Genomic DNA, 18,946 nt, shown 5'->3' with positions numbered 1-18,946 from the left:
ACCCCATGTCGCGATACACCGCCGCCGATATCGAACCGAAATGGCAAGAAGCCTGGGACACGGCCGGGATTTTCACCGCCAAGCGAGATGAAACCCGCCCCAAGTATTATGTGCTTGAGATGTTTCCCTACCCATCGGGCCGCATCCATATGGGGCACGTGCGCAACTACACCATGGGCGACGTGATCGCGCGCTACAAATCTTCCTGTGGTTACAGTGTGTTGCACCCGATGGGATGGGATGCGTTCGGGATGCCGGCTGAAAACGCGGCAATGGCGCAGGGTGGCCACCCCGGCACGTGGACCTATGACAACATCAAGACCATGAAGGGTCAGATGAAGCCTTTGGGCCTGTCCATCGACTGGTCGCGCGAATTCGCCACCTGCGACCCGGAATATTACGGCCAGCAGCAATCCATGTTCATTGATTTCATGGAGCGCGGGCTGGTTTACCGCAAGAACGCCACGGTGAACTGGGATCCGGTCGATATGACCGTTCTGGCCAATGAACAGGTGATCGACGGCTGCGGTTGGCGATCCGGTGCCCCGGTGGAGCGTCGCGATCTGACGCAATGGTTCTTCAAGATCTCGGATTATTCCGCCGAATTGTTGGAGGCGCTGGACGGGCTGGACAACTGGCCCGAGAAGGTGCGCACCATGCAGGCCAACTGGATTGGCCGCTCGCAAGGTCTGCAATTCAGCTTTGAACGTGTGGATGGCGGCGAGATTGAGGTCTATACGACCCGCCCCGACACGCTGATGGGCGCGTCCTTCATCGGTATCTCGCCCGACCACCCAATTTCCAAAGCACTGGAAGCCGAAAACCCCGAGATTGCCGCCAAACTTGCCGATATGCGCAAGGGCGGCACCACGGAAGAGGCCATCGAAACTGCCGAGAAGCTGGGTTACGACACCGGCATCCGCGTGAAACATCCGCTGGACCCGAATTGGGAACTGCCGGTCTGGATCGCCAACTTCATCCTGATGGATTACGGCACCGGCGCGATCTTCGCCTGCCCGGCCCATGACCAGCGCGACCTCGATTTCTGCCGCAAGTATGATCTGCCGGTGATCGACACATTCCTGTCGCTGGACGATCCGCAACCCGTCAAGAATGACGCCTTCGTGCCGCCAAAAACCGAAAAAGTGAAATGGATCAACCACTTCGCTGATTTGGACGAGGCCACGGGCGACGAGGCGATAGAGGCCACCATTGCGTTTGCCGAAAAGGCTGGCTGGGGCAAAGGCGTCGAGAAGTTCCGCCTGCGCGACTGGGGCCTATCCCGCCAGCGCTATTGGGGCTGCCCGATTCCCGTCGTTCATTGCCCCGACTGCGGCGTTGTGCCTGAAAAGAAAGAGAATTTGCCGGTTAAACTGCCCGAGGACGTCACGTTTGACGTGCCCGGCAACCCACTGGACCGTCACCCGACATGGCGCAACTGCAAATGTCCGTCCTGCGGCAAGCCTGCCCAGCGCGAAACCGACACGATGGACACGTTTGTCGATTCGTCCTGGTATTTCGCGCGCTTCACGTCCCCCAACGCGGCCACGCCCACTGATATGGACGACGCGTCTTATTGGATGAATGTCGACCAGTATATCGGCGGCATCGAACACGCGATCCTGCACCTGCTCTATTCCCGCTTCTTCGCCCGCGCGATGAACATCTGCGGCCATCTGCCTGACAAGGCGATCGAGCCGTTCAATGCGCTGTTCACGCAGGGCATGGTGACGCATGAAATCTATGTCACACGCGATGAAAACGACCGGCCCGTGTATCACTTGCCCGAAGACATCGAGTGGACCGAAAGCGGTGCGCGCCTTGGGGCCTGCGGGACCGAGGTCGAGGTCATCCCATCCGCCAAAATGTCGAAATCCAAGAAAAATGTGGTCGATCCGGCGAACATCATCTCATCCTTCGGCGCCGATACCGCCCGCTGGTTCGTGCTGAGCGATTCGCCGCCCGAACGCGACGTGGAATGGACCGCGTCGGGTGCGGAAGCCGCAGCCAAGCACTTGGCCCGCGTCCACGCCACCGCCACCAAGATCGCGGAAATGGACGATGCAGACGGCGATGACACCGACCTTCTGCGCGCCATGCACAAGGCGATCCATGATGTGACGATGGGCATTGAAAGCTTCGGCTTTAACGCCGCCATCGCCAAGCTTTACGCCTTTCAGAACGCCATCGCGAAGTCGAAAGCTGGCGGCAAGGCCCAGAAACAAGCGATGCAAGCACTGGCCCAGTTGATGAGCCCGATGACCCCGCACCTGTCGGAAGAAATCTGGCAAATGCTGGGTGGAGAAGGGCTGGCGGCCCAAGCCCCATGGCCCAAAGCGGACGAGGCGATGCTGGTCGACGACACAGTCACCCTGCCCATCCAGATCAACGGCAAACGGCGCGCAGAAATCAGCGTGCCGAAGGATATGGACAAGGCCGAGGTTGAAAAACTGGCGCTGGCCGAGGATGCTGTGATCAGGGCGCTTGATGGCAAGTCGCCCAAGAAAGTCATCGTGGTTCCGGGGCGCATTGTGAATGTCGTTGTCTGATCGCCGGTTTTTCCTGACCTCATTGGTCGCCACGGCGGCGCTATCCGCTTGCGGATTTACCCCGGTCTATGCGCCGGGTGGGTCGGCTGACGGGTTGCGCGGGGCCGTAACCATCGCCGCGCCGTCCGACGCCAACAGCTATGAACTGGTAAAACGGCTGGAAGAGCGGTTGGGCCGCAATCTCGCTGCGCCCTACAAGCTGGACTATACGATCACCACACGCGCCGAAGGTGTGGGCGTCACGCCGCGTCAGGAGATCACGCGCACGCAGGTGCTTGGCGCAATCGAATTCGCCGTGACTGCGATTGCGACCGGTGAAGTCGTGCAGCAAGGCAGCGTGTCAAACTTCGCGTCCTATTCGACCGAGGGCTCGACGGTTTCGACCGCTTCGGTGGAACGCGACGCCTATCGGCGCCTGATGGTCTCGCTGGCCGACCTGATGGTTACGCGGTTCGCGGCGACCTACTCGGGCTGGGACGAATGAAGCTCGCGCCACGCGATGCCTCTCGGTATTTCGCCAAGCCTGACACCGGGCGCACTGGCGTTTTGATCTTTGGCGGCGACGCGATGCGCGTTGCGCTGAAACGGCAAGAGCTGATCAAAAACCTAATTGGTCCTCAGGGCGACGAAGAAATGCGTCTGACCCGCATTTCCGCCGGTGAATTGCGGAAAGATCCGGCGCTTCTGACCGATGCGATCAAGGCGCAGGGGTTTTTCCCCGGCCCGCGCGTTGCCTTTGTCGAGGATGCCACTGAAACCATCGCCGATGTGATCCTGTCCGCGCTGGACGGCTGGAAAGACGGGGACGCGCAGGTCGTGGTAACGGCGGGCAACCTGAAGCCGCGCGGCAAGTTGCGCAAGCTCTTTGAAGGTCATCCCAACGCGTTTGCAGTTGGCATCTATGATGACCCCCCGTCGCGCGACGAAATCGAGGCAGATCTAAAGCGCGCCGGCGTCGGCCAGATTGGCCCCGAAGCGATGAATGAGCTGGTCGGCCTGTCACGTGTGTTGGACCCAGGTGATTTCCGGCAAACCGTAGAAAAGCTGGGGCTCTACAAGCTTTCCGACGCAAGCCCGGTGACCACGGATGACGTGTTGGCCGTCGCGCCGGCTTCCGTCGAAGCCGAAATGGACGACCTTCTGCACACGGTTGCCGAAGGCCGATCGGGCGAAATCGGCCCTCTTTTGACCCGATTGCAGGGCCAAGGCAGCGACCCGGTCTGGATTTGCATCAATGCGACCCGACATTTCCGGCTTTTACATGCAGCCTGCGCCGATCCGGGCGGCCCCGGCCAAGGTATCAACCGTCTGCGCCCGCCGGTTCACTTCAAGAATCGCGACCGCATGGTGCGACAGGCCCAGCAATGGGGCCTAAGGCGGCTTGAACAAGCATTGGAAATTCTGGTCGAAACAGACCTTACCTTGCGCTCTGCGCAAAAGGCCCCGGTGATGGCGTTGACGGAACGCATGTTGATCCGGCTGGCAATGTTAGGTAGCCGAGCATGAACTATACCGTTATCGGACCAACCGTGACCCGCACCTTCCGGGTCCTCTGGATGCTAGAGGAGCTTGGCCAAAGCTATGCGCGGATGACGCACCCTCCACGCTCTGACGCACTCATGGCGTTCAACCCGGCTGGCAAGGTGCCGGTGCTTTTGGATGGCACGGCGGTTCTGACGGACAGCACCGCGATCATCCAGTATCTGGCTGACAAACATGGCGACATGACACACCCTGCAGGGACGATCGAACGAGCACGGCAGGATGGATTTACCCAGTTCATCCTTGATGAGCTGGACGCAACGTTGTGGACGGCCGCACGGCACACCTTTGTCCTGCCCAAGGAAAAACGTGTTCCCGAGGTGAAACAGAGCCTGAAATGGGAGTTTTCCCAGTCGATTGACGAGCTGATGCGACGCAAAGGGGATGCGCCCTTCCTGATGGGTGAAAAAATGACCGTGCCGGACATTCTAGCGGTGCATTGCGGAACATGGGCGATTGCGGCGGGTTTCCCACTGGAGAACACCGATTTCCGTGCTTACGCCAAACCTCTGCGAAGCCGTGGGGCGTATCAACGCGCCTCTCAGGCCTGATTGCGCACCCAGTTTGCCGCCGCGTGCCCGGCGTGGTGACCGGTTGCAAAGCAGGTGGTCAACAGATAGCCGCCCGTTGGGGCGTCCCAATCCAGCATCTCGCCGCAAGCGAAGACGCCGGGAAGGGCACGGATCATCAGCCCATCATCCAGCGCATCAAAGGACAGCCCGCCCGCAGTCGAAATCGCTTCATCTATTGGGCGCAGGCCTTTGTGGCGGATCGGCAGCGTTTTGACCAAGCGCGCAAGTGCCTGCGGATCGCTTGGGAGGGGGCGCGAAAACTCCTGAAGCAGCGCAATGCGCGCGGGATCAAGCTTGAGCGTCTTTCGCAGATGGTTCGACAAGCTTGTCTTGCCTTGGGGCTTAGCCAACCGCGCGGCAACATCCGCCAACTCACGCCCAGGAACCAGATCAACCGTCAACGCCGCTCCCTGACGCACCGCACGGCTGATTGCATAGATCGCACTGCCTTCCAGCCCACGCGACGAGATCACGAACTCACCAAGCACTGTGCGATCACCGGCGGTCAAACGCGCGGGCTTTATGGGCGCGCCGAAGTGCCGCTCCATATGCGGCGACCAAGCAACGCGCAGACCCGCATTCGAGGGCGCAAACGGCGTGCAATAGACACCCTTTTGCGCAAGGATAGAGACCCATTTTCCATCTGACCCCAATCGCGACCAGCTTGCCCCGCCCAATGCCAGCACCGTCACGTCGGGGGTCAGGATCTGCCTGCCAGATGGGGTCTGAAACTCAACCGAACCACCGTCCAGTCCAACCCAGCGCCAGCCTCGGTTCAGGGTGACGCCGCGCGCTTGCAATTGCGCCAGCCACGCGCGCAACAGCGGTGACGCCTTCATCGCTTTCGGGAACACCCGGCCCGAACTGCCAGTGAACACCGACTGTCCCAAGCTCTGCGCCCATCGCTGAACATGCTCGGGGCCAAATGCAGCGACGATCCGACGCAAGCTTTCCGGTCCATGGATATGGCCCAGAAAATCCTCAAGCGGTTCGTCCTTGGTCAGGTTCAGGCCGGATTTACCCGCCATCAGAAACTTGCGCGCTGGCGATGGCTTGGCGTCGGCGATTGTGACCAACAGGCCTGCTTCGGACAATTGGGATGCCGCCATCAGCCCAGCAGGGCCCGCACCGATGACGAGCGCACGTTTCACGAAAGCGCTTTGTCCGGGGTCTTCATTTCGACCACACGATGCGGATATGGGATTTCGATGTTGTTGGCCTTCAGCGTCTTCCAGATCTGCATCATCACACGTGGTGTGAATTTGTTGCGACCATCGTCAATACCGTTGACCCAGAACTCCAAGGCGAAATCGATGCCGCTGTCGCCAAAGGCGCGCAGCTCGCAGTCGGGCATATGTTCGTCGCTGTCAGTCAGCACGAAATCAAGCTTCGCAACTTCGGTTTCGATGATCTCGGAAAGAGCTTCAATGTCGGTATCATAGCTAACGGAAAAGGGTGCCTCATACCGGTTTGCGCTGCCTGCGTCCGAATAGTTCACCACCCGGGTGGTGATAAAATGTTCATTGGGAACCACGATCCAACGGCCGTCAAACGTCTCTAATATGGCGGCGCGAGCGGTCATTTTGACGATGGTGCCTGCTTCTCCGCCATCAAGTTCAACATAGTCGCCAACCGTCGCTTGCCCTTCCAAAAGCAAGATGACGCCCGAAATGAAGTTCGAGGCGATCTGCTGCAAACCGAAGCCAAGACCGACACCGATCGCACCACCCAGAACCGCCAACGAGGTCAGGTTGATGCCCATGATGTTCATCAAGATCAGAAAAGCGGCGCCAAAAATTCCGATCTCGGCCGCTTTGGCCGCCAATTCGCGCGTGGCGGGGCGCATTTCTTTCTGCTGCTTGATCGCCTGCACGGTTTGATCGTTCGACCATCTGCCAAACCAATAGATAAGGCCGCTGATTACTGCAAAGCGGATCGCGAACAGCAGCGAGAAGCTCATATTGCCCAGCGGCACGATCGTTTCGTCCAGCTTAGTCGCCACCGGGCCCAAAAATCCGACAGCATAAAGTGCGGCCACCGGCACCAGAACATACTTGCCAATCAGCTTCAGGAACGGATCCTTGAGGATTTGACGCGCGAAAGCGCGCACCGCAAGGAACAGAAAGACCCGTTTCCCAAACGCAATCACCGCTCCGGAGCCAAAGACCGATCGGGTCACCTGTTCGCCCAGCGCGGTGAAGGCCCACGCCAGCAACGGCATCGTCAGCGGCAAGAAAATCAGAGTGAAAAGTCGAGCCTTGGCAATCAGGTTCGTGCGCTCCTCCGCGGGCGTCAGAACCTTGGTCAGAAAGGGCGCGAGCTTGCTGTTCACCACCCGCGCAGCAAGATAGGCCACCACCAGCACCGCGAATTGCGACCACGCCGCCGGAGACAGCAGCCACCCTTCCGCGATCTCCCACGCCTGAGTCAGATAGGCCAACGCCTGATCCAGAATTTCCGGGCGGCTTTCCATGTCCATCCCCTTACAGAAAGAGTCCTTGTGAAACTGTTCCGCATGGATAGCGGTTTGACCTCAAAGGGCAAGGATTCTGTGCTTTTGGCGCGACTTTGGGTGAAAAGCGGCGCTATGGAATGGTGTCATAGCCGACGAGGTTCATCTAAAAGAGTCACGCAACAAATGGCGCAATTGGGGTTGGATAGAGCCACAATCACCCCATCATCGCTTTCATCCGGGCGACATGCTGGGCGGTTTGCCCGCGCGCATGTTCAGCCAGCTCCAAGGCCGCTCGCATTAGGTCATCTGCCGGCACGACGCGATCAATCAGGCCCCACTGCACCGCTTCGTCAGCCGATACTTTTTGTCCTGCCATAAGGATCATCTTGGTGCGCGCCGGACCGATCAAAGCCTCCATTCGCGCCGGATCAGATGGTTGCGGCAAGAACCCCAGCTTCATCACCGGATAGAAAAATTTCGCTTCTGGCACGGCGATACGCAAATCGCACGCCAAGGCCATGCCGAAAGCGCCCCCAGCCAGCGTTCCGTTCAGGGCGGCAATGGTCAGGCAAGGCGCTGCGGCAATCGCGCCGGACAGCCGTTCCCATACGTCGTCAGTGGCCAAACCTGCGCGCGCCTCGTCCAGATCTGCGCCAGCTGAAAACACCTTGCCTGCGCCCGTTAACAACAGAACGCGCGCATCACCTGCTGCATCTTGAGCAATCTGGTCAAGCTCTTCAAGCATCGTTTTGGTCAACGAATTTGCTTTGTCAGGGCGGTTGATTGTAACCGTCCAGACGCCGCCCTCTTTTGTGACGTCGATCATCCGCGAACCTTTGCGCGGTCACGAATGTCTTCTTCCCGCAGCGAAATCTCTTCGCCCAGAAATTCGTCTGCATCATCACTGCACATCCACAAAAGTGCGCGCGCGGGCCATTCCGGAGGGATATGGTCGGACCATTTCAGTTGCGCGACGGCGTTGATGCCGGATGACTTGATCTCGCGCTGCATCTGCGTGGCCACTGTTCCGGGCGACAGGCCCATGGCGCGAATACCTTTGCCCGCACCTTCTTTGTGCAGCGCCTTGGTCATCATGTGAACGCCAGCCTTTGAAACACAGTAGTGCGCCCAACCCTCCAGCGCGGTATGTGCCGCGCCTGAGCTGATGGTCAGGACCGAGCCGCTTTTCTGGGCGGCCATAATCGGCATCACGGCACGAATGCCGTAGTAAACGCCTTTCAGGTTCACGTCGATCACGTGACCCCATTCGGCCGGATTAGAGTCTATTATCGGCCCAATTGGGTCGATAATTCCGGCGTTATTGATCAACACATCAACGGTTCCGAAGCGTTTCACCGCAGCGTCGACAGCGGCTTTCACATCTTCCCAGCGCGAGACATCACAGGGCACCGCAAGCGCCCGGTCCCCGATCGCTTGTGCAATGGCGTTGATTTGCGAAGTTCCGCGCGCGGTCAACACCACATTCGCGCCAGCTTGGGCGAAGATATGCGCGGCAGCCTCTCCTATCCCGCGGCTTGCGCCGGTGATCAGAACTGTTTTTCCGGTCATGTCAGTCATCATCATTCCTCCCTTGTTTCTGTGCTAGCGCAGCGCGCGTCGTTAGGCCAGAGACACCTTGCGACCACGCCCGTCGATCGTTACCTGAAGGACAGACCAAGAAAGGACCATCATGACCGACACGCTTGAACGGCTGACCCAACACCTGCTGGATGCCGCCCGCAACGCTGGCGCCGACCAGGCCGATGCGCTGGCCGTCGATGGAACATCGCTGTCCATCGACGTGTTGAATGGCAAGCTTGAACATGCTGAACGGTCCGAGGGCATTGATATCGGGTTGCGGGTTTTGGTGGGGCAGCGGCAAGCCTGCGTTTCGGCCTCTGACACCTCGGCCCTGACCATCGAAACGATGGCTGAACGTGCGGTGGCGATGGCGAAAGAGGCACCAGACGATCCCCATATTCGTTTGGCAGAGGCGCCTGATCTGGCGCGCAGCTGGGATCTTGATGCGCTGGAGCTTGTTGACCCGGCAGATGAACCCGACCCCGCCATGCTGGAACGCGACGCAGCCGAAGCTGAAGCCGCAGCTTTGGCGGTCAAGGGAGTCACACAAGTGTCCACCAGTTCTGCAGGCTATGGGCGGCATCAGTTTCATTTGACCACCAGCAATGGCTTTTCGGGGGGATATGGGCGCACAAACCGCGCCATTTCGGTCGTAGCAATTACCGGCGAGGGCGCTGCGATGGAACGCGACTATGCAGGTGAAATGCGGACGTTTCAGGCAGATCTGCCCAGCGCGCATGAGATCGGCACCAAGGCCGGCAATCGCACAGTCGAACGTGCGGGCGCGCGCAAGCCCCCGACTGGCGCTTATCCGGTTTTGTTTGATGAACGCATTTCCTCGTCGCTGGTCGGACACCTTCTGGCCGCCGTAAACGGGGCGTCGATTGCGCGAGGGTCGTCGTGGCTGCGCGACGCCTTGGGGGAACAGGTTTTGCCTGACGGGATAGACCTGATCGAGGACCCGCATCGCCCCCGGATATCCGGTACACGCCCTTTTGATGGCGAGGGGCTGGCAACCTATCGTCGCAAAATCATCGACAACGGCATGCTGACTGGGTGGACGATGGATCTTGCCACCGCACATAAGCTGGGCTTGAGAAGCACGGCAAGCGCCTCGCGGGGCACATCGTCTCCACCCTCGCCTTCGATCTCAAATGTGACCCTAACGCAGGGCAATATGACCCGCGATGATCTGATTGCCCAGATGGGCACGGGGCTTTTGGTCACGTCGATGATTGGGTCCACAATCAACCCCACGACCGGGGACTATTCGCGCGGTGCGTCGGGGTTCTGGGTTGAAAACGGGCAAATCGCCTATCCGGTGAATGAATGCACCATCGCGGGCAATCTTCGCGATATGCTGGGGCGCATCATTCCTGCCAATGACGCCGAAACCCATCTTAGCCGGATGGTTCCAAGCCTGCTGATCGACGGGATGACGTTGGCCGGTGACTGATGACCTTTCCCTTCTGATCGACGCCGCGCGCGAAGCTGGCAAGCTGGCAACCGGCTATTTTCACGGCGACGCCCAGCGCTGGGACAAGCCCGGGGGGCAAGGCCCCGTGACCGAAGCCGATCTGGCAGTGGACCGAATGCTGCGCGAAGGTCTGACCAGCGCGCGCCCCGGATATGGCTGGCTGTCAGAGGAAACCGAAGACACCGCGGCGCGGCTGGATGCAGACCAAGTCTTCATTGTCGACCCGATCGACGGCACCCGGTCTTTCATCGAAGGGTCACGAACCTGGTCCCATTCTCTGGCCATCGCCCGCAATGGCATCGTCGAGGCAGCCGTTGTCTATCTTCCCATGCTGGACAAGCTTTACGCCGCGGCGCGCGGACAGGGGGCGACCCTGAACAACACGGCGCTTTCCGTCAGCGCCCAATCTGACGTGACTGACGCGACCGTGCTTGCGACGAAGGCCAATTTCGAGCCTTGGTTTTGGACTGACGCAAAGGCACCGCCCGTGAACCGGCAGTTTCGCAGTTCGCTGGCTTATCGGTTGGCGTTGGTGGGCGAGGGGCGGTATGACGCCATGCTGACCCTGCGCCCGACCTGGGAATGGGATGTTGCGGCCGGAAGCCTGATCGTCGAAGAGGCCGGCGGCAAAGTCTCTGACAAATCACGGCTGGCTGCGCGCTTCAACAACCCCACACCGCAGCTGTCAGGCATGGTGGCTGGCGCGCCGCAACTTCATGATGCTTTGGTCAGGCGTTTGGTCTAGGCCTGTTAGTCTAACATCGCAGTGAAAAGAGGGCATTGCCAAGCTTCACTTTATCGCTAACATGTGTGCAATAACAGACATGCTAGGACAGTTTCGTGACTGATCGACCCACCCCCCCGAACCGCCGCCCGCTGACCCTCAGGGACGTTTCCGAAGCCTCTGGCGTCAGCGAAATGACGGTCAGTCGGGTGTTGCGAAATCGTGGAGATGTCAGCCAGGCGACCCGCGAACGGGTTCTGGAAGCCTCGAAAGAGCTTGGCTATGTGCCCAACAAAATCGCCGGTGCGCTTGCCTCGCAGCGGGTCAACCTTGTGGCTGTGATCATCCCATCCCTCAGCAACATGGTGTTCCCCGAGGTGATGACAGGCATCAACGAAGTGCTGGACGAAACGCCTTTGCAACCCGTTGTTGGCGTCACCAATTACAAACCCGAACGCGAAGAAAAAGTCCTTTACGAAATGCTGTCATGGCGGCCCTCCGGCGTGATCATCGCTGGGCTGGAGCATTCGGATGCATCCAAGGCAATGCTGAAAGCAGCCGGCATTCCTGTGGTCGAGATCATGGACACCGATGGCGAGGCGATCGACGCCTGCGTGGGTATTTCGCACCGACGTGCCGGGCGCAAGATGGCGCAAGCAATCCTGAAGGCCGGGTATCGTAACATTGGATTTCTTGGCACAAAGATGCCGCTTGATCACCGCGCGCGGAAGCGGTTCGAAGGCTTCACCGAGGCGCTCGCCAAAGAAGGCGTCGAAATCGCGGATCGTGAGTTCTATGAAGGCGGATCCGCCTTGGCCAAAGGTCGCGAGATGACCGAGGCCATGCTGAAACGCACACCAGAAATCGACTTCTTGTATTACTCCAACGATATGATCGGTGCGGGCGGTCTTTTGTATTGCCTTGACCAAGGCATCGACGTGCCAGGCCAAATCGGGCTTGCCGGTTTCAATGGGGTCGAACTGCTGGATGGCCTGCCGCGCCAGCTTGCCACAATGGATGCCTGTCGCGCCGAGATCGGCCGCGCGGCGGCCCGGATCATCGCCGACCGCAGCGCCGAAGATGGTGAGGCTGGCGGCGGAGAACGGATTGAGCTGTCGCCCAAGATCGCCGCCGGAGACACGCTGAAACGGCGCTAAACCACGCTGGACAAGCCGTTTTCTGATCACTATCCCAACCCAAACGGCCCCGTGGCTCAACTGGATAGAGCAGCCCCCTCCTAAGGGGCAGGTTGCAGGTTCGAATCCTGCCGGGGTCGCCATCGCCCAGCGTCAGAGCATTCGGATCACATCCTTGTCGATCGACAGCATGTAGCCGCGCCGCGCGATCGTTTTCACCAAAAGCTCGCTCATCAACTGGTTGCCCAGCGCATCGCGCAGGCGTTTGATGCGGGTGGCTCCAGCGGCTTCGTCGCAATCAGACGGATCACGGCCAGAAATCAGCCCCTCAAGCTCGGACCCAGACAGCACCTCTTCATCCATACGCGCCTCCGCAAGGGCAGACAGGGTTTCGATGGCGGCTTCGGTCAGGGAAAACTCCATGTTGTTCAGATAGACAGTCCTTTCTTCGCGGCTGATCAAAAGCGAATTGACCTGAATACCGGCGCGCTCAATCTCGCTCATGCGGCGGTTGAGGCCGATGATAGTGATGAGAAAGACCAAGGCGGCAATCAACAGCGCGGTCGAAAACACCAGCAGCACGAAAATGACCATGCGGTAGCTGGTCAACGTATCTGCAAATGCCGTCCCTGACTGTGCAAGAATCTCCAACAGTTTGATTTCCGCACCAGACGTCAGCCCGTCGTTTTCGACGAAGATCTGTTCGACGCGCGCATTGAACGCGTTGGCATCTGGCAAAGTCATGAACAACAGAACGGCGGCAACCAAAAGCACGCCGACGATTGTCACAATTCCTAGTGTCACGATGCGGTTTGACATGCGTCGTGCGTCAGTAGCGAAGGAAGTAGGCTCCGGCACTCTCTTTCCTTTCTGCAAGACCTGCTTCGTCAAAAATGGACTGCACCTTCAGAAGAAGCCAGCCCTGATCGGCAAGCCGCGCCCGGATCTGGGTCGCCGCGGCCTTCCGGTTTTCACATGCCGTTTCAGGCAATTCCATTACACCATAGTGCAATTTCAGGGGATCATCCTGCTTGGCCTTGTAGTCCGCATAACACCCAGCCTGAGCGGGCAGGGCAACGGCAGCAAGCGCAAGGGAAAAGAGTATCTGTTTCATCATGCGCCAACCATGCGGTGGGACCGGTGGTTATTCAATATCAAAGCCATGGCCAGGGCATGACCTGTGGCTGTTATTGCCTGTCAAAGCAGCAATGGGCGACGGTTTCTACACCTTCCCCGCGTCCCTTGGATGCCTTTTTTGAAAGGAAACATGATGACCCGCTGCTTCACCGCTTCCCCCTTGAAAATGCTGCTCAGTGCGGCATTGGCGCTGGCGCTGGCGACCTCGCCGGCGACTGCACAAGACACGCGCCAACTACGTAAAGACGATTCCGATATTGCACCATTCCTTGCCGCCATTCTGGGCATTGCGACGATTGGTGTCCTGTTGTCTGACAAAAAAGACGACGCGCGCAAGCCCGTCGCAACCCATCGCCACGGTGGACACCGCCCGCATGTGCACCGGCCGCATGGTCACCACCCACATGGGCACCCCTCAAAGCGCCCGCACAAACCGGTCGCAAAGACCCCCCATAAGGTCGATCGCTATAACGCGCTTCCTGCCTCTTGCCTGAAACGGTTCGACACGCAGTTCGGTCGGTCGAAATACATGGGCAGGTCTTGCCTGCAGAAGCGCATCGATCGGCGTGTGAAGCTGCCCCGCGCTTGCTTGGACACCATAGTTGTGCGCGACAGATACGGTAAATACGTGCCGCGCGATGTTTATGAGCCGGTGTGCTTGCAGAACAAAGGGTTTCGCATCGTGCGGTCCCGCTAGGCCCATCGAGCCGCGGGGCACCATCCCCTTAACCCGGTGCGCCGCCAAACTGGCGGGAGGTTTCCTCCCGCCCTTTTTTTGCTTGCGGGCCTTGGCAGGATGGGCCACCCAAAGGGCATGACCAAGCCTTTGCCTGACTTCAGCTTTGAAACCGCCGCTCTGTCGCGCGGATATTGCCGTGTCGCGGGCGTGGACGAGGTGGGGCGCGGCCCGCTGGCTGGCCCGGTAACCGCCGCTGCGGTTGTGCTTGACCCGAACAATATCCCCGAGGGACTTAACGATTCCAAGGCGCTGTCTGCGAAAAGGCGCGTCGCGCTTTATGACCTGATTGCCGCGACCGCGGATGTTTCCATCGCGCATGCTTCGGTTGAAGAGATCGACGAGATCAACATCCTGCGCGCCAGCCATCTGGCCATGGAACGCGCTGTTGCCGGGCTGATCCAAGCCCCGGATCATCTGCTGATCGATGGAAATATGACCCCCCGTGGACTGACCATTTCCTCTGAGACCATCATCAAAGGAGACGCACGGTCACTGTCGATTTCCGCCGCTTCGATCGTCGCCAAAACCTGTCGGGATCGGATCATGGTGGATTTGGCGCAACAGCATCCGGGCTATGGTTGGGAAACGAACGCAGGATACCCGTCAAAAAGCCACAGGTTGGCGCTTCAAAATCTTGGTGTGACCCCACACCATAGACGTTCGTTCAAGCCGGTACACAATATCTTGTATCAAGATAAATATGTAAGTGACTGATTCAAAAAAGAATTTGACGGCGAATCACCTTTGACTCATTCTGATCTCATCAAAACGAGCGCTTCAATGCGCCACCAAAGAGCGCAAAATGCGCCGGGTACAAGAGGCAGAAATGACGACGAAAACCAAAGCAAAAGCGGCTGTAGACCTGCCGCTGAATCAGATTATTGATGGTGATTGCATCGAAGTGATGAACAGTCTGCCGGAAAACTCGGTCGACCTGATTTTCGCTGATCCGCCTTATAATTTGCAGTTGAAGGGTGATCTGCACCGTCCTGACAATTCAAAGGTCGATGCCGTCGACGACCACTGGGACCAGTTTGACAGTTTCAAAGCCTATGACCAATTCACCCGCGCATGGCTGAGCGCCGCCCGTCGTATCCTGAAGCCCAACGGGGCGATCTGGGTTATCGGATCTTACCACAATGTCTTTCGCATGGGTGCCGAGCTTCAGAACCAAGGGTATTGGATTTTGAATGACGTGGTGTGGCGCAAGTCCAACCCGATGCCGAATTTCCGCGGCAAACGCTTTACCAACGCGCATGAAACAATGATCTGGGCGTCGAAAGGCGAAGGATCGAAATATACGTTCAATTACGAAGCCCTGAAGGCGCTGAATGAGGGTATTCAGATGCGCTCTGACTGGGTGCTTCCGATCTGCACGGGCCATGAGCGTTTGAAAGATGAAAATGGGGACAAGGCGCATCCGACGCAGAAACCGGAGTCGCTGTTGCACCGCGTCCTTATCGGCTCGACCAACCCCGGCGACGTGATCCTCGACCCTTTCTTCGGCACCGGCACGACGGGCGCCGTTGCCAAGATGCTGGGTCGCGATTTCATCGGCATCGAACGGGAAGAGGCGTATCGCAAGGTCGCGGAAAAACGCATCTCGAAGATCCGCAAGTTCGACAAAGAAGCGCTGACCACCACGCCGTCGAAACGCGCCGAACCGCGTGTTCCGTTTGGCCAGCTTGTCGAACGCGGCATGCTGCGCCCGGGCGAGGTTTTGACCAGCCCGCGCGGCAAAACCGCCAAAGTGCGCGCTGACGGAACGTTGATCTCGGGCGAAGCGCGCGGCTCGATCCACCAGGTGGGGGCCGCACTTGAAAGCGCGCCCAGCTGTAACGGCTGGACCTATTGGCACTTCAGGCAGGACGGAAAGAAAGTTCCGATCGACCTGCTGCGCCAACAGATCCGAGCCGAAATGAACTGATCCTGAAATCTGTGCGACGCAGATCCCTGCGCGCGCAATACGAGGTACCGCCTGTGCCTGTGGCCCGCCGCCACGGCACTTCTCAACTGACCCCGCCCTGCATTGGGTGGGGTCTTTTTTTGGTCGGTTGCAATCGCAGGTTCAGTGCGAAATCATCGTGCCAAACCGCAAAAGGTCGCCCATGATCCCGATCCTCTATTCCTTTCGCCGCTGTCCCTATGCAATCCGCGCCCGGTTGGCGATTGCCAGCAGTGGCGTTCAGGTCGATCTGCGCGAGATCCTGTTGCGCGACAAACCGCAGGCCTTTCTGGACACTTCCCCTTCAGCGACGGTGCCTTGCTTGCTGACGGATCAGGGCGTTGTGGATGAAAGCCATGACATCATGCTTTGGGCGCTGCGCCAGCATGACCCCGAAAACCTGCTGCTGATGCCAGATGCCGGTGACGCCTTGATCCAGACCTTCGACGGTCCCTTCAAGACGGCGCTGGACCTGACCAAGTATGCCGTGCGCCATCCGCAAAGCGACCCCGAGGCAACGCGGCAAGACGCGATGACATTGCTGGCGGCGTTGGAAAACCAGCTGACCAAAGGTTGGCTGTTCGGCCCGTCCCCGCGGCTTGCTGATCTGGCGATCCTGCCCTTCGTGCGCCAGTTTGCGATGATCGACAAACCGCGCTTTGACCGTGACGCGACACCACGCGTTTCCGCTTGGTTAGAGACTTTTTTGACCAGCGACCGGCTTGCTCGCGTCATGCACAAATATCAGCCATGGCAACCGGGTGATGCGGTAATGCCTTTCCCCTAGCGGATCGGCGGAGGCGGCAAACTACCCGCTTTATAGGCGCTCCAATCCTCGATCTCGGGGTAATGCAGCTTTCGCCAGGCGCGAACGCGCGGGTTCATCACGCGCCGCCACAGGGGTGGGATCAAAGCTGCAACGGTCATCACCGGATAGCCCTGCGGCAACTGCGGCGCTTCGGCATCGGGATAGGTCTGCAACAGTGGAAACCGCCGCGCCGGCTTGTAATGGTGGTCCGAGTGCCTTTGCAGGTTGATCAGCAGCCAGTTTGACGCCCGATGATCAGCATTCCAGCTGTGATGGGGCATGACGCGCTCATACTTGCCATCCCCAAGGTGCTTGCGGGTCAAGCCATAGTGCTCGATATAGTTAGTCAGCTCTAACTCCCAGATCGCGACCAAGGCCTGAAAAACGAACAGGGCAAGGCCCAGCCAGCCACCAATCAGAACCGCAAGGATCAGAGCAACCAACTGAAGCGCACCATAGCGCCAGAACGGGTTGCTGCCATCCAAGGGCGACAACTTGCGCCGCGCCAGCATTGCTTTTTCGGCCTTCCAGGCAGATATCGGCGCTTCGCGCACCACGCGCAGGAAGAACCGGTGGAACCCCTCGTTATAACGCGCGGTCACCGCATCGCGGCTGGTGCCAACGTGGGGGTGGTGCACCAGCAGATGTTCCGTGCGGAAGTGGCTGTAGAGCACAGTTGCCAGAAGCAGATCGCCCAGCCAGCGTTCGAACCTGTTGGATTGGTGCATCAGTTCATGGCTGTAGACGATGCCGACGGTGCCTGACAGGACACCTACGCCAAAGAAAACACCGAACTTCTCGGCGATGGACAGGTGGGCGGCGCCGGTGACATACCAAATCATGCCATAAATCATAACGAATTGAATGGGGAACCAGACCACGGTGATCAGCCGATACCACAATAGGTCTTTGTCCGAAATCTCTGGGTCGGCATTCTTGGTGTAGCGCCCGATCAGGGCATCCAGCGCTGCATACAGCCACCACGTGCCAAGGGGTGGCAACAACAAGAACCAGCCGCCTTTCGTCGCCGCGATATAGACCAGAACTGGCAGCAATATCGAAATACCGAATGGCGCTGCGTTACGAAATCGGGAAACCGTGGATGCCGGAACCATGGTGTTGTCCTTTTCTGCCCCTCACCGATCTATAGCGACGAAGCAAGCGGCTCTCAATCCGCGAGTGAAGCTGTCGCCACGTCAAACGCCTTGCGCATCACGGTCGGAAGGTCCGAGGGGCGGATCTTGTGAAACGAACCGACACGGGGTTCGGCGTGCGTTGGCACTTGGGCGACGCGCAGATTAAGGATCAGGTGGAAATGGGTGAAGGTGTGCCGCACCTCAACGCCGGGGTCCTGCCATACCGCAGTGATCGGAGGGGCTTCGCTGGCGACATCGCCCCATGCCGCGCCAGGCCAGCCCAACATGCCCCCCAACAGCCCTGTGTCAGGGCGGCGTTCAACCAGCCACAGACCATCTGCGCGACGCGCCAGATAGGCTATGCCATGACGAACGGGCTTTGGCGCTTTCGGTTTGCGGGCGGGAAGGGTGGCTTGCAGACCATTTTGACGCGCCAAACAGGCTCTATTCCACGGGCAAATACCACAGGCTGGGGATTTCGGGGTGCAGATCGTGGCCCCCAGATCCATCACCGCCTGCGCATAGTCGCCGGCCCGCATTGGGGGTGTCAGGGTGGTGGCAAGCTGCTTCAACTCAGGCTTGGAATCAGGCAATGGCGTTTCGACCTGAAACACCCGCGAGATCACCCGTTCAACATTCCCATCGACCACCGTTTCGGGCAAATCATAGGCGATGGCAGCAATGGCAGCCGAGGTATATGGCCCGATGCCAGGCAGCGCCTCCAGCTCGGTGCGGGTGGTCGGAAATCCACCCATTCCTGCCACAAGCCGCGCGCATTTCAGCAGATTGCGCGCCCGCGCGTAGTATCCAAGCCCCGCCCATTCCCCCATGACGCGCGCATCTTCGGCAGCGGCCAAAGCGTCGACGGTCGGCCAAAGTGTCATGAATCGGGTGAAATAGTCCCTAACGGCGGCGACAGTTGTTTGTTGCAGCATGATCTCGGACAGCCAAACCGCATAGGGATCGGGCGCCCTTCCAGCGGCCCGATCACTTGGCGCAACCCGCCACGGAAGCGTTCGGGCGTGGACGTCATACCACGCCAGCAACTCGGCAGAATTCGGCGCGTCACACAAGTGTTATCCCCTTTCCAAGCTTTGCACTGGCATAGCAACTGCAACAGCTTAAAATAGGGGCAAATCTAGGAT

19 protein-coding genes and 1 tRNA gene are annotated in these 18,946 nt (G+C 59.1%); 12 read left to right on the top strand and 8 right to left on the bottom strand.

The annotated features are described in order from the left end of the window. Positions 1-5 precede the first annotated feature (5 nt). Genes leuS through Q0864_RS06465 form a run of 4 tightly spaced genes read left to right on the top strand, consistent with a single transcriptional unit; the run spans position 6 to position 4,642 of the window. Complete coding sequence (gene leuS / locus Q0864_RS06480) at positions 6-2,549, top strand: leucine--tRNA ligase (RefSeq protein WP_298566985.1); 2,544 nt, start codon at positions 6-8, stop codon at positions 2,547-2,549. Beyond that, positions 2,536-3,033: an LPS assembly lipoprotein LptE gene (gene lptE, locus Q0864_RS06475; RefSeq protein WP_298566984.1), complete on the top strand. Its 498-nt coding sequence runs from the start codon at positions 2,536-2,538 to the stop codon at positions 3,031-3,033. Before leuS ends, lptE begins: the two co-directional genes overlap by 14 nt. Continuing rightward, positions 3,030-4,055, top strand: coding sequence for a DNA polymerase III subunit delta (gene holA / locus Q0864_RS06470; RefSeq protein ID WP_298566982.1), 1,026 nt, complete (start codon positions 3,030-3,032; stop codon positions 4,053-4,055). Before lptE ends, holA begins: the two co-directional genes overlap by 4 nt. Next, complete coding sequence (locus Q0864_RS06465; RefSeq protein ID WP_298566981.1) at positions 4,052-4,642, top strand: glutathione S-transferase family protein; 591 nt, start codon at positions 4,052-4,054, stop codon at positions 4,640-4,642. Before holA ends, Q0864_RS06465 begins: the two co-directional genes overlap by 4 nt. Here Q0864_RS06465 and Q0864_RS06460 read toward each other — a convergent pair. The 4 genes from Q0864_RS06460 to Q0864_RS06445 all read right to left on the bottom strand — a co-directional run bounded on the left by Q0864_RS06460 (position 4,633) and on the right by Q0864_RS06445 (position 8,696). Beyond that, positions 4,633-5,814: a TIGR03862 family flavoprotein gene (locus Q0864_RS06460; RefSeq protein ID WP_298566980.1), complete on the bottom strand. Its 1,182-nt coding sequence runs from the start codon at positions 5,812-5,814 to the stop codon at positions 4,633-4,635. The two genes, Q0864_RS06465 and Q0864_RS06460, sit on opposite strands and share 10 nt — an antisense overlap. Beyond that, a complete protein-coding gene (locus tag Q0864_RS06455) occupies positions 5,811-7,136 on the bottom strand; it encodes a mechanosensitive ion channel domain-containing protein (RefSeq protein ID WP_298566979.1) in 1,326 nt (441 codons plus the stop codon). The genes Q0864_RS06460 and Q0864_RS06455 overlap by 4 nt, the downstream gene beginning before the upstream one ends. A gap of 196 nt (positions 7,137-7,332) precedes the next feature. Beyond that, a complete protein-coding gene (locus tag Q0864_RS06450) occupies positions 7,333-7,944 on the bottom strand; it encodes an enoyl-CoA hydratase/isomerase family protein (protein ID WP_298566978.1) in 612 nt (203 codons plus the stop codon). Then, a complete protein-coding gene (locus Q0864_RS06445; RefSeq protein WP_298566977.1) occupies positions 7,941-8,696 on the bottom strand; it encodes an SDR family oxidoreductase in 756 nt (251 codons plus the stop codon). Before Q0864_RS06445 ends, Q0864_RS06450 begins: the two co-directional genes overlap by 4 nt. A 112-nt stretch (positions 8,697-8,808) precedes the next feature. Between Q0864_RS06445 and Q0864_RS06440 the strand changes: the two genes are divergently transcribed. From Q0864_RS06440 to Q0864_RS06425, 4 genes are all read left to right on the top strand, one after another. Next, positions 8,809-10,155 carry a TldD/PmbA family protein gene (locus Q0864_RS06440; RefSeq protein WP_298566976.1) on the top strand — a complete coding sequence of 449 codons (1,347 nt, stop codon included), beginning with the start codon at positions 8,809-8,811 and terminating at the stop codon, positions 10,153-10,155. Beyond that, positions 10,148-10,921, top strand: a complete 774-nt coding sequence (locus Q0864_RS06435) for a 3'(2'),5'-bisphosphate nucleotidase CysQ (RefSeq protein ID WP_298566975.1) — start codon at positions 10,148-10,150, stop codon at positions 10,919-10,921. The genes Q0864_RS06440 and Q0864_RS06435 overlap by 8 nt, the downstream gene beginning before the upstream one ends. 95 nt (positions 10,922-11,016) lie before the next feature. Beyond that, complete coding sequence (locus Q0864_RS06430; protein WP_298566973.1) at positions 11,017-12,057, top strand: LacI family DNA-binding transcriptional regulator; 1,041 nt, start codon at positions 11,017-11,019, stop codon at positions 12,055-12,057. Positions 12,058-12,102: 45 nt separating this feature from the next. Further along, positions 12,103-12,179, top strand: a tRNA-Arg gene (locus tag Q0864_RS06425). 10 nt (positions 12,180-12,189) lie between these two features. Here Q0864_RS06425 and Q0864_RS06420 read toward each other — a convergent pair. Both Q0864_RS06420 and Q0864_RS06415 read right to left on the bottom strand, forming a co-directional pair. Next, positions 12,190-12,855 carry a hypothetical protein gene (locus Q0864_RS06420; protein WP_298566972.1) on the bottom strand — a complete coding sequence of 222 codons (666 nt, stop codon included), beginning with the start codon at positions 12,853-12,855 and terminating at the stop codon, positions 12,190-12,192. A 10-nt stretch (positions 12,856-12,865) separates the two neighbouring features. Beyond that, a complete protein-coding gene (locus tag Q0864_RS06415) occupies positions 12,866-13,150 on the bottom strand; it encodes a hypothetical protein (protein ID WP_298566971.1) in 285 nt (94 codons plus the stop codon). A gap of 156 nt (positions 13,151-13,306) precedes the next feature. Here Q0864_RS06415 and Q0864_RS06410 point away from each other — a divergent pair, with 156 nt between their 5' ends. From Q0864_RS06410 to Q0864_RS06395, 4 genes are all read left to right on the top strand, one after another. After that, entirely contained in the window at positions 13,307-13,870 is a 564-nt protein-coding gene (locus Q0864_RS06410) for a hypothetical protein (RefSeq protein WP_298566970.1), read from the top strand. A 117-nt stretch (positions 13,871-13,987) separates the two neighbouring features. Further along, a complete protein-coding gene (locus Q0864_RS06405; RefSeq protein ID WP_298566969.1) occupies positions 13,988-14,626 on the top strand; it encodes a ribonuclease HII in 639 nt (212 codons plus the stop codon). A gap of 112 nt (positions 14,627-14,738) precedes the next feature. Continuing rightward, complete coding sequence (locus Q0864_RS06400) at positions 14,739-15,839, top strand: site-specific DNA-methyltransferase (protein ID WP_298566968.1); 1,101 nt, start codon at positions 14,739-14,741, stop codon at positions 15,837-15,839. Between the two features lie 181 nt (positions 15,840-16,020). After that, positions 16,021-16,644 (top strand): glutathione S-transferase, encoded by a 624-nt coding sequence (locus tag Q0864_RS06395; protein ID WP_298566967.1) that lies wholly within the window; start codon positions 16,021-16,023, stop codon positions 16,642-16,644. Here the strand turns inward: Q0864_RS06395 and Q0864_RS06390 are convergent. Together Q0864_RS06390 and Q0864_RS06385 are read right to left on the bottom strand one after the other, a co-directional pair. Then, the gene (locus Q0864_RS06390) at positions 16,641-17,780 is read right to left on the bottom strand and encodes an alkane 1-monooxygenase (RefSeq protein ID WP_298566966.1); all 1,140 of its coding nucleotides are present in this window, start codon (positions 17,778-17,780) and stop codon (positions 16,641-16,643) included. The genes Q0864_RS06395 and Q0864_RS06390 overlap by 4 nt on opposite strands. A gap of 53 nt (positions 17,781-17,833) precedes the next feature. Continuing rightward, complete coding sequence (locus Q0864_RS06385) at positions 17,834-18,874, bottom strand: A/G-specific adenine glycosylase (protein ID WP_298566964.1); 1,041 nt, start codon at positions 18,872-18,874, stop codon at positions 17,834-17,836. Positions 18,875-18,946: the final 72 nt, after the last annotated feature.

Source organism: uncultured Aliiroseovarius sp. (assembly GCF_947497285.1).
GTDB lineage: Bacteria > Pseudomonadota > Alphaproteobacteria > Rhodobacterales > Rhodobacteraceae > Aliiroseovarius.
Note: the sequence above shows the minus strand (reverse complement) of the source record. Positions and strands in the feature narration are given on the sequence as shown.

What these genes read in the sequence shown, in the direction of transcription:
- leuS (WP_298566985.1), top strand. Translation starts at nt 6, where the DNA reads ATGTCGCGATACACCGCCGCCGATATCGAACCGAAATGGCAAGAAGCC.
- lptE (WP_298566984.1), top strand. Translation starts at nt 2,536, where the DNA reads ATGTCGTTGTCTGATCGCCGGTTTTTCCTGACCTCATTGGTCGCCACG.
- holA (WP_298566982.1), top strand. Translation starts at nt 3,030, where the DNA reads ATGAAGCTCGCGCCACGCGATGCCTCTCGGTATTTCGCCAAGCCTGAC.
- Q0864_RS06465 (WP_298566981.1), top strand. Translation starts at nt 4,052, where the DNA reads ATGAACTATACCGTTATCGGACCAACCGTGACCCGCACCTTCCGGGTC.
- Q0864_RS06455 (WP_298566979.1), bottom strand. Translation starts at nt 7,136, where the DNA reads ATGGAAAGCCGCCCGGAAATTCTGGATCAGGCGTTGGCCTATCTGACT.
- Q0864_RS06450 (WP_298566978.1), bottom strand. Translation starts at nt 7,944, where the DNA reads ATGATCGACGTCACAAAAGAGGGCGGCGTCTGGACGGTTACAATCAAC.
- Q0864_RS06445 (WP_298566977.1), bottom strand. Translation starts at nt 8,696, where the DNA reads ATGACTGACATGACCGGAAAAACAGTTCTGATCACCGGCGCAAGCCGC.
- Q0864_RS06440 (WP_298566976.1), top strand. Translation starts at nt 8,809, where the DNA reads ATGACCGACACGCTTGAACGGCTGACCCAACACCTGCTGGATGCCGCC.
- Q0864_RS06420 (WP_298566972.1), bottom strand. Translation starts at nt 12,855, where the DNA reads ATGTCAAACCGCATCGTGACACTAGGAATTGTGACAATCGTCGGCGTG.
- Q0864_RS06415 (WP_298566971.1), bottom strand. Translation starts at nt 13,150, where the DNA reads ATGAAACAGATACTCTTTTCCCTTGCGCTTGCTGCCGTTGCCCTGCCC.
- Q0864_RS06410 (WP_298566970.1), top strand. Translation starts at nt 13,307, where the DNA reads ATGACCCGCTGCTTCACCGCTTCCCCCTTGAAAATGCTGCTCAGTGCG.
- Q0864_RS06405 (WP_298566969.1), top strand. Translation starts at nt 13,988, where the DNA reads ATGACCAAGCCTTTGCCTGACTTCAGCTTTGAAACCGCCGCTCTGTCG.
- Q0864_RS06400 (WP_298566968.1), top strand. Translation starts at nt 14,739, where the DNA reads ATGACGACGAAAACCAAAGCAAAAGCGGCTGTAGACCTGCCGCTGAAT.
- Q0864_RS06395 (WP_298566967.1), top strand. Translation starts at nt 16,021, where the DNA reads ATGATCCCGATCCTCTATTCCTTTCGCCGCTGTCCCTATGCAATCCGC.
- Q0864_RS06390 (WP_298566966.1), bottom strand. Translation starts at nt 17,780, where the DNA reads ATGGTTCCGGCATCCACGGTTTCCCGATTTCGTAACGCAGCGCCATTC.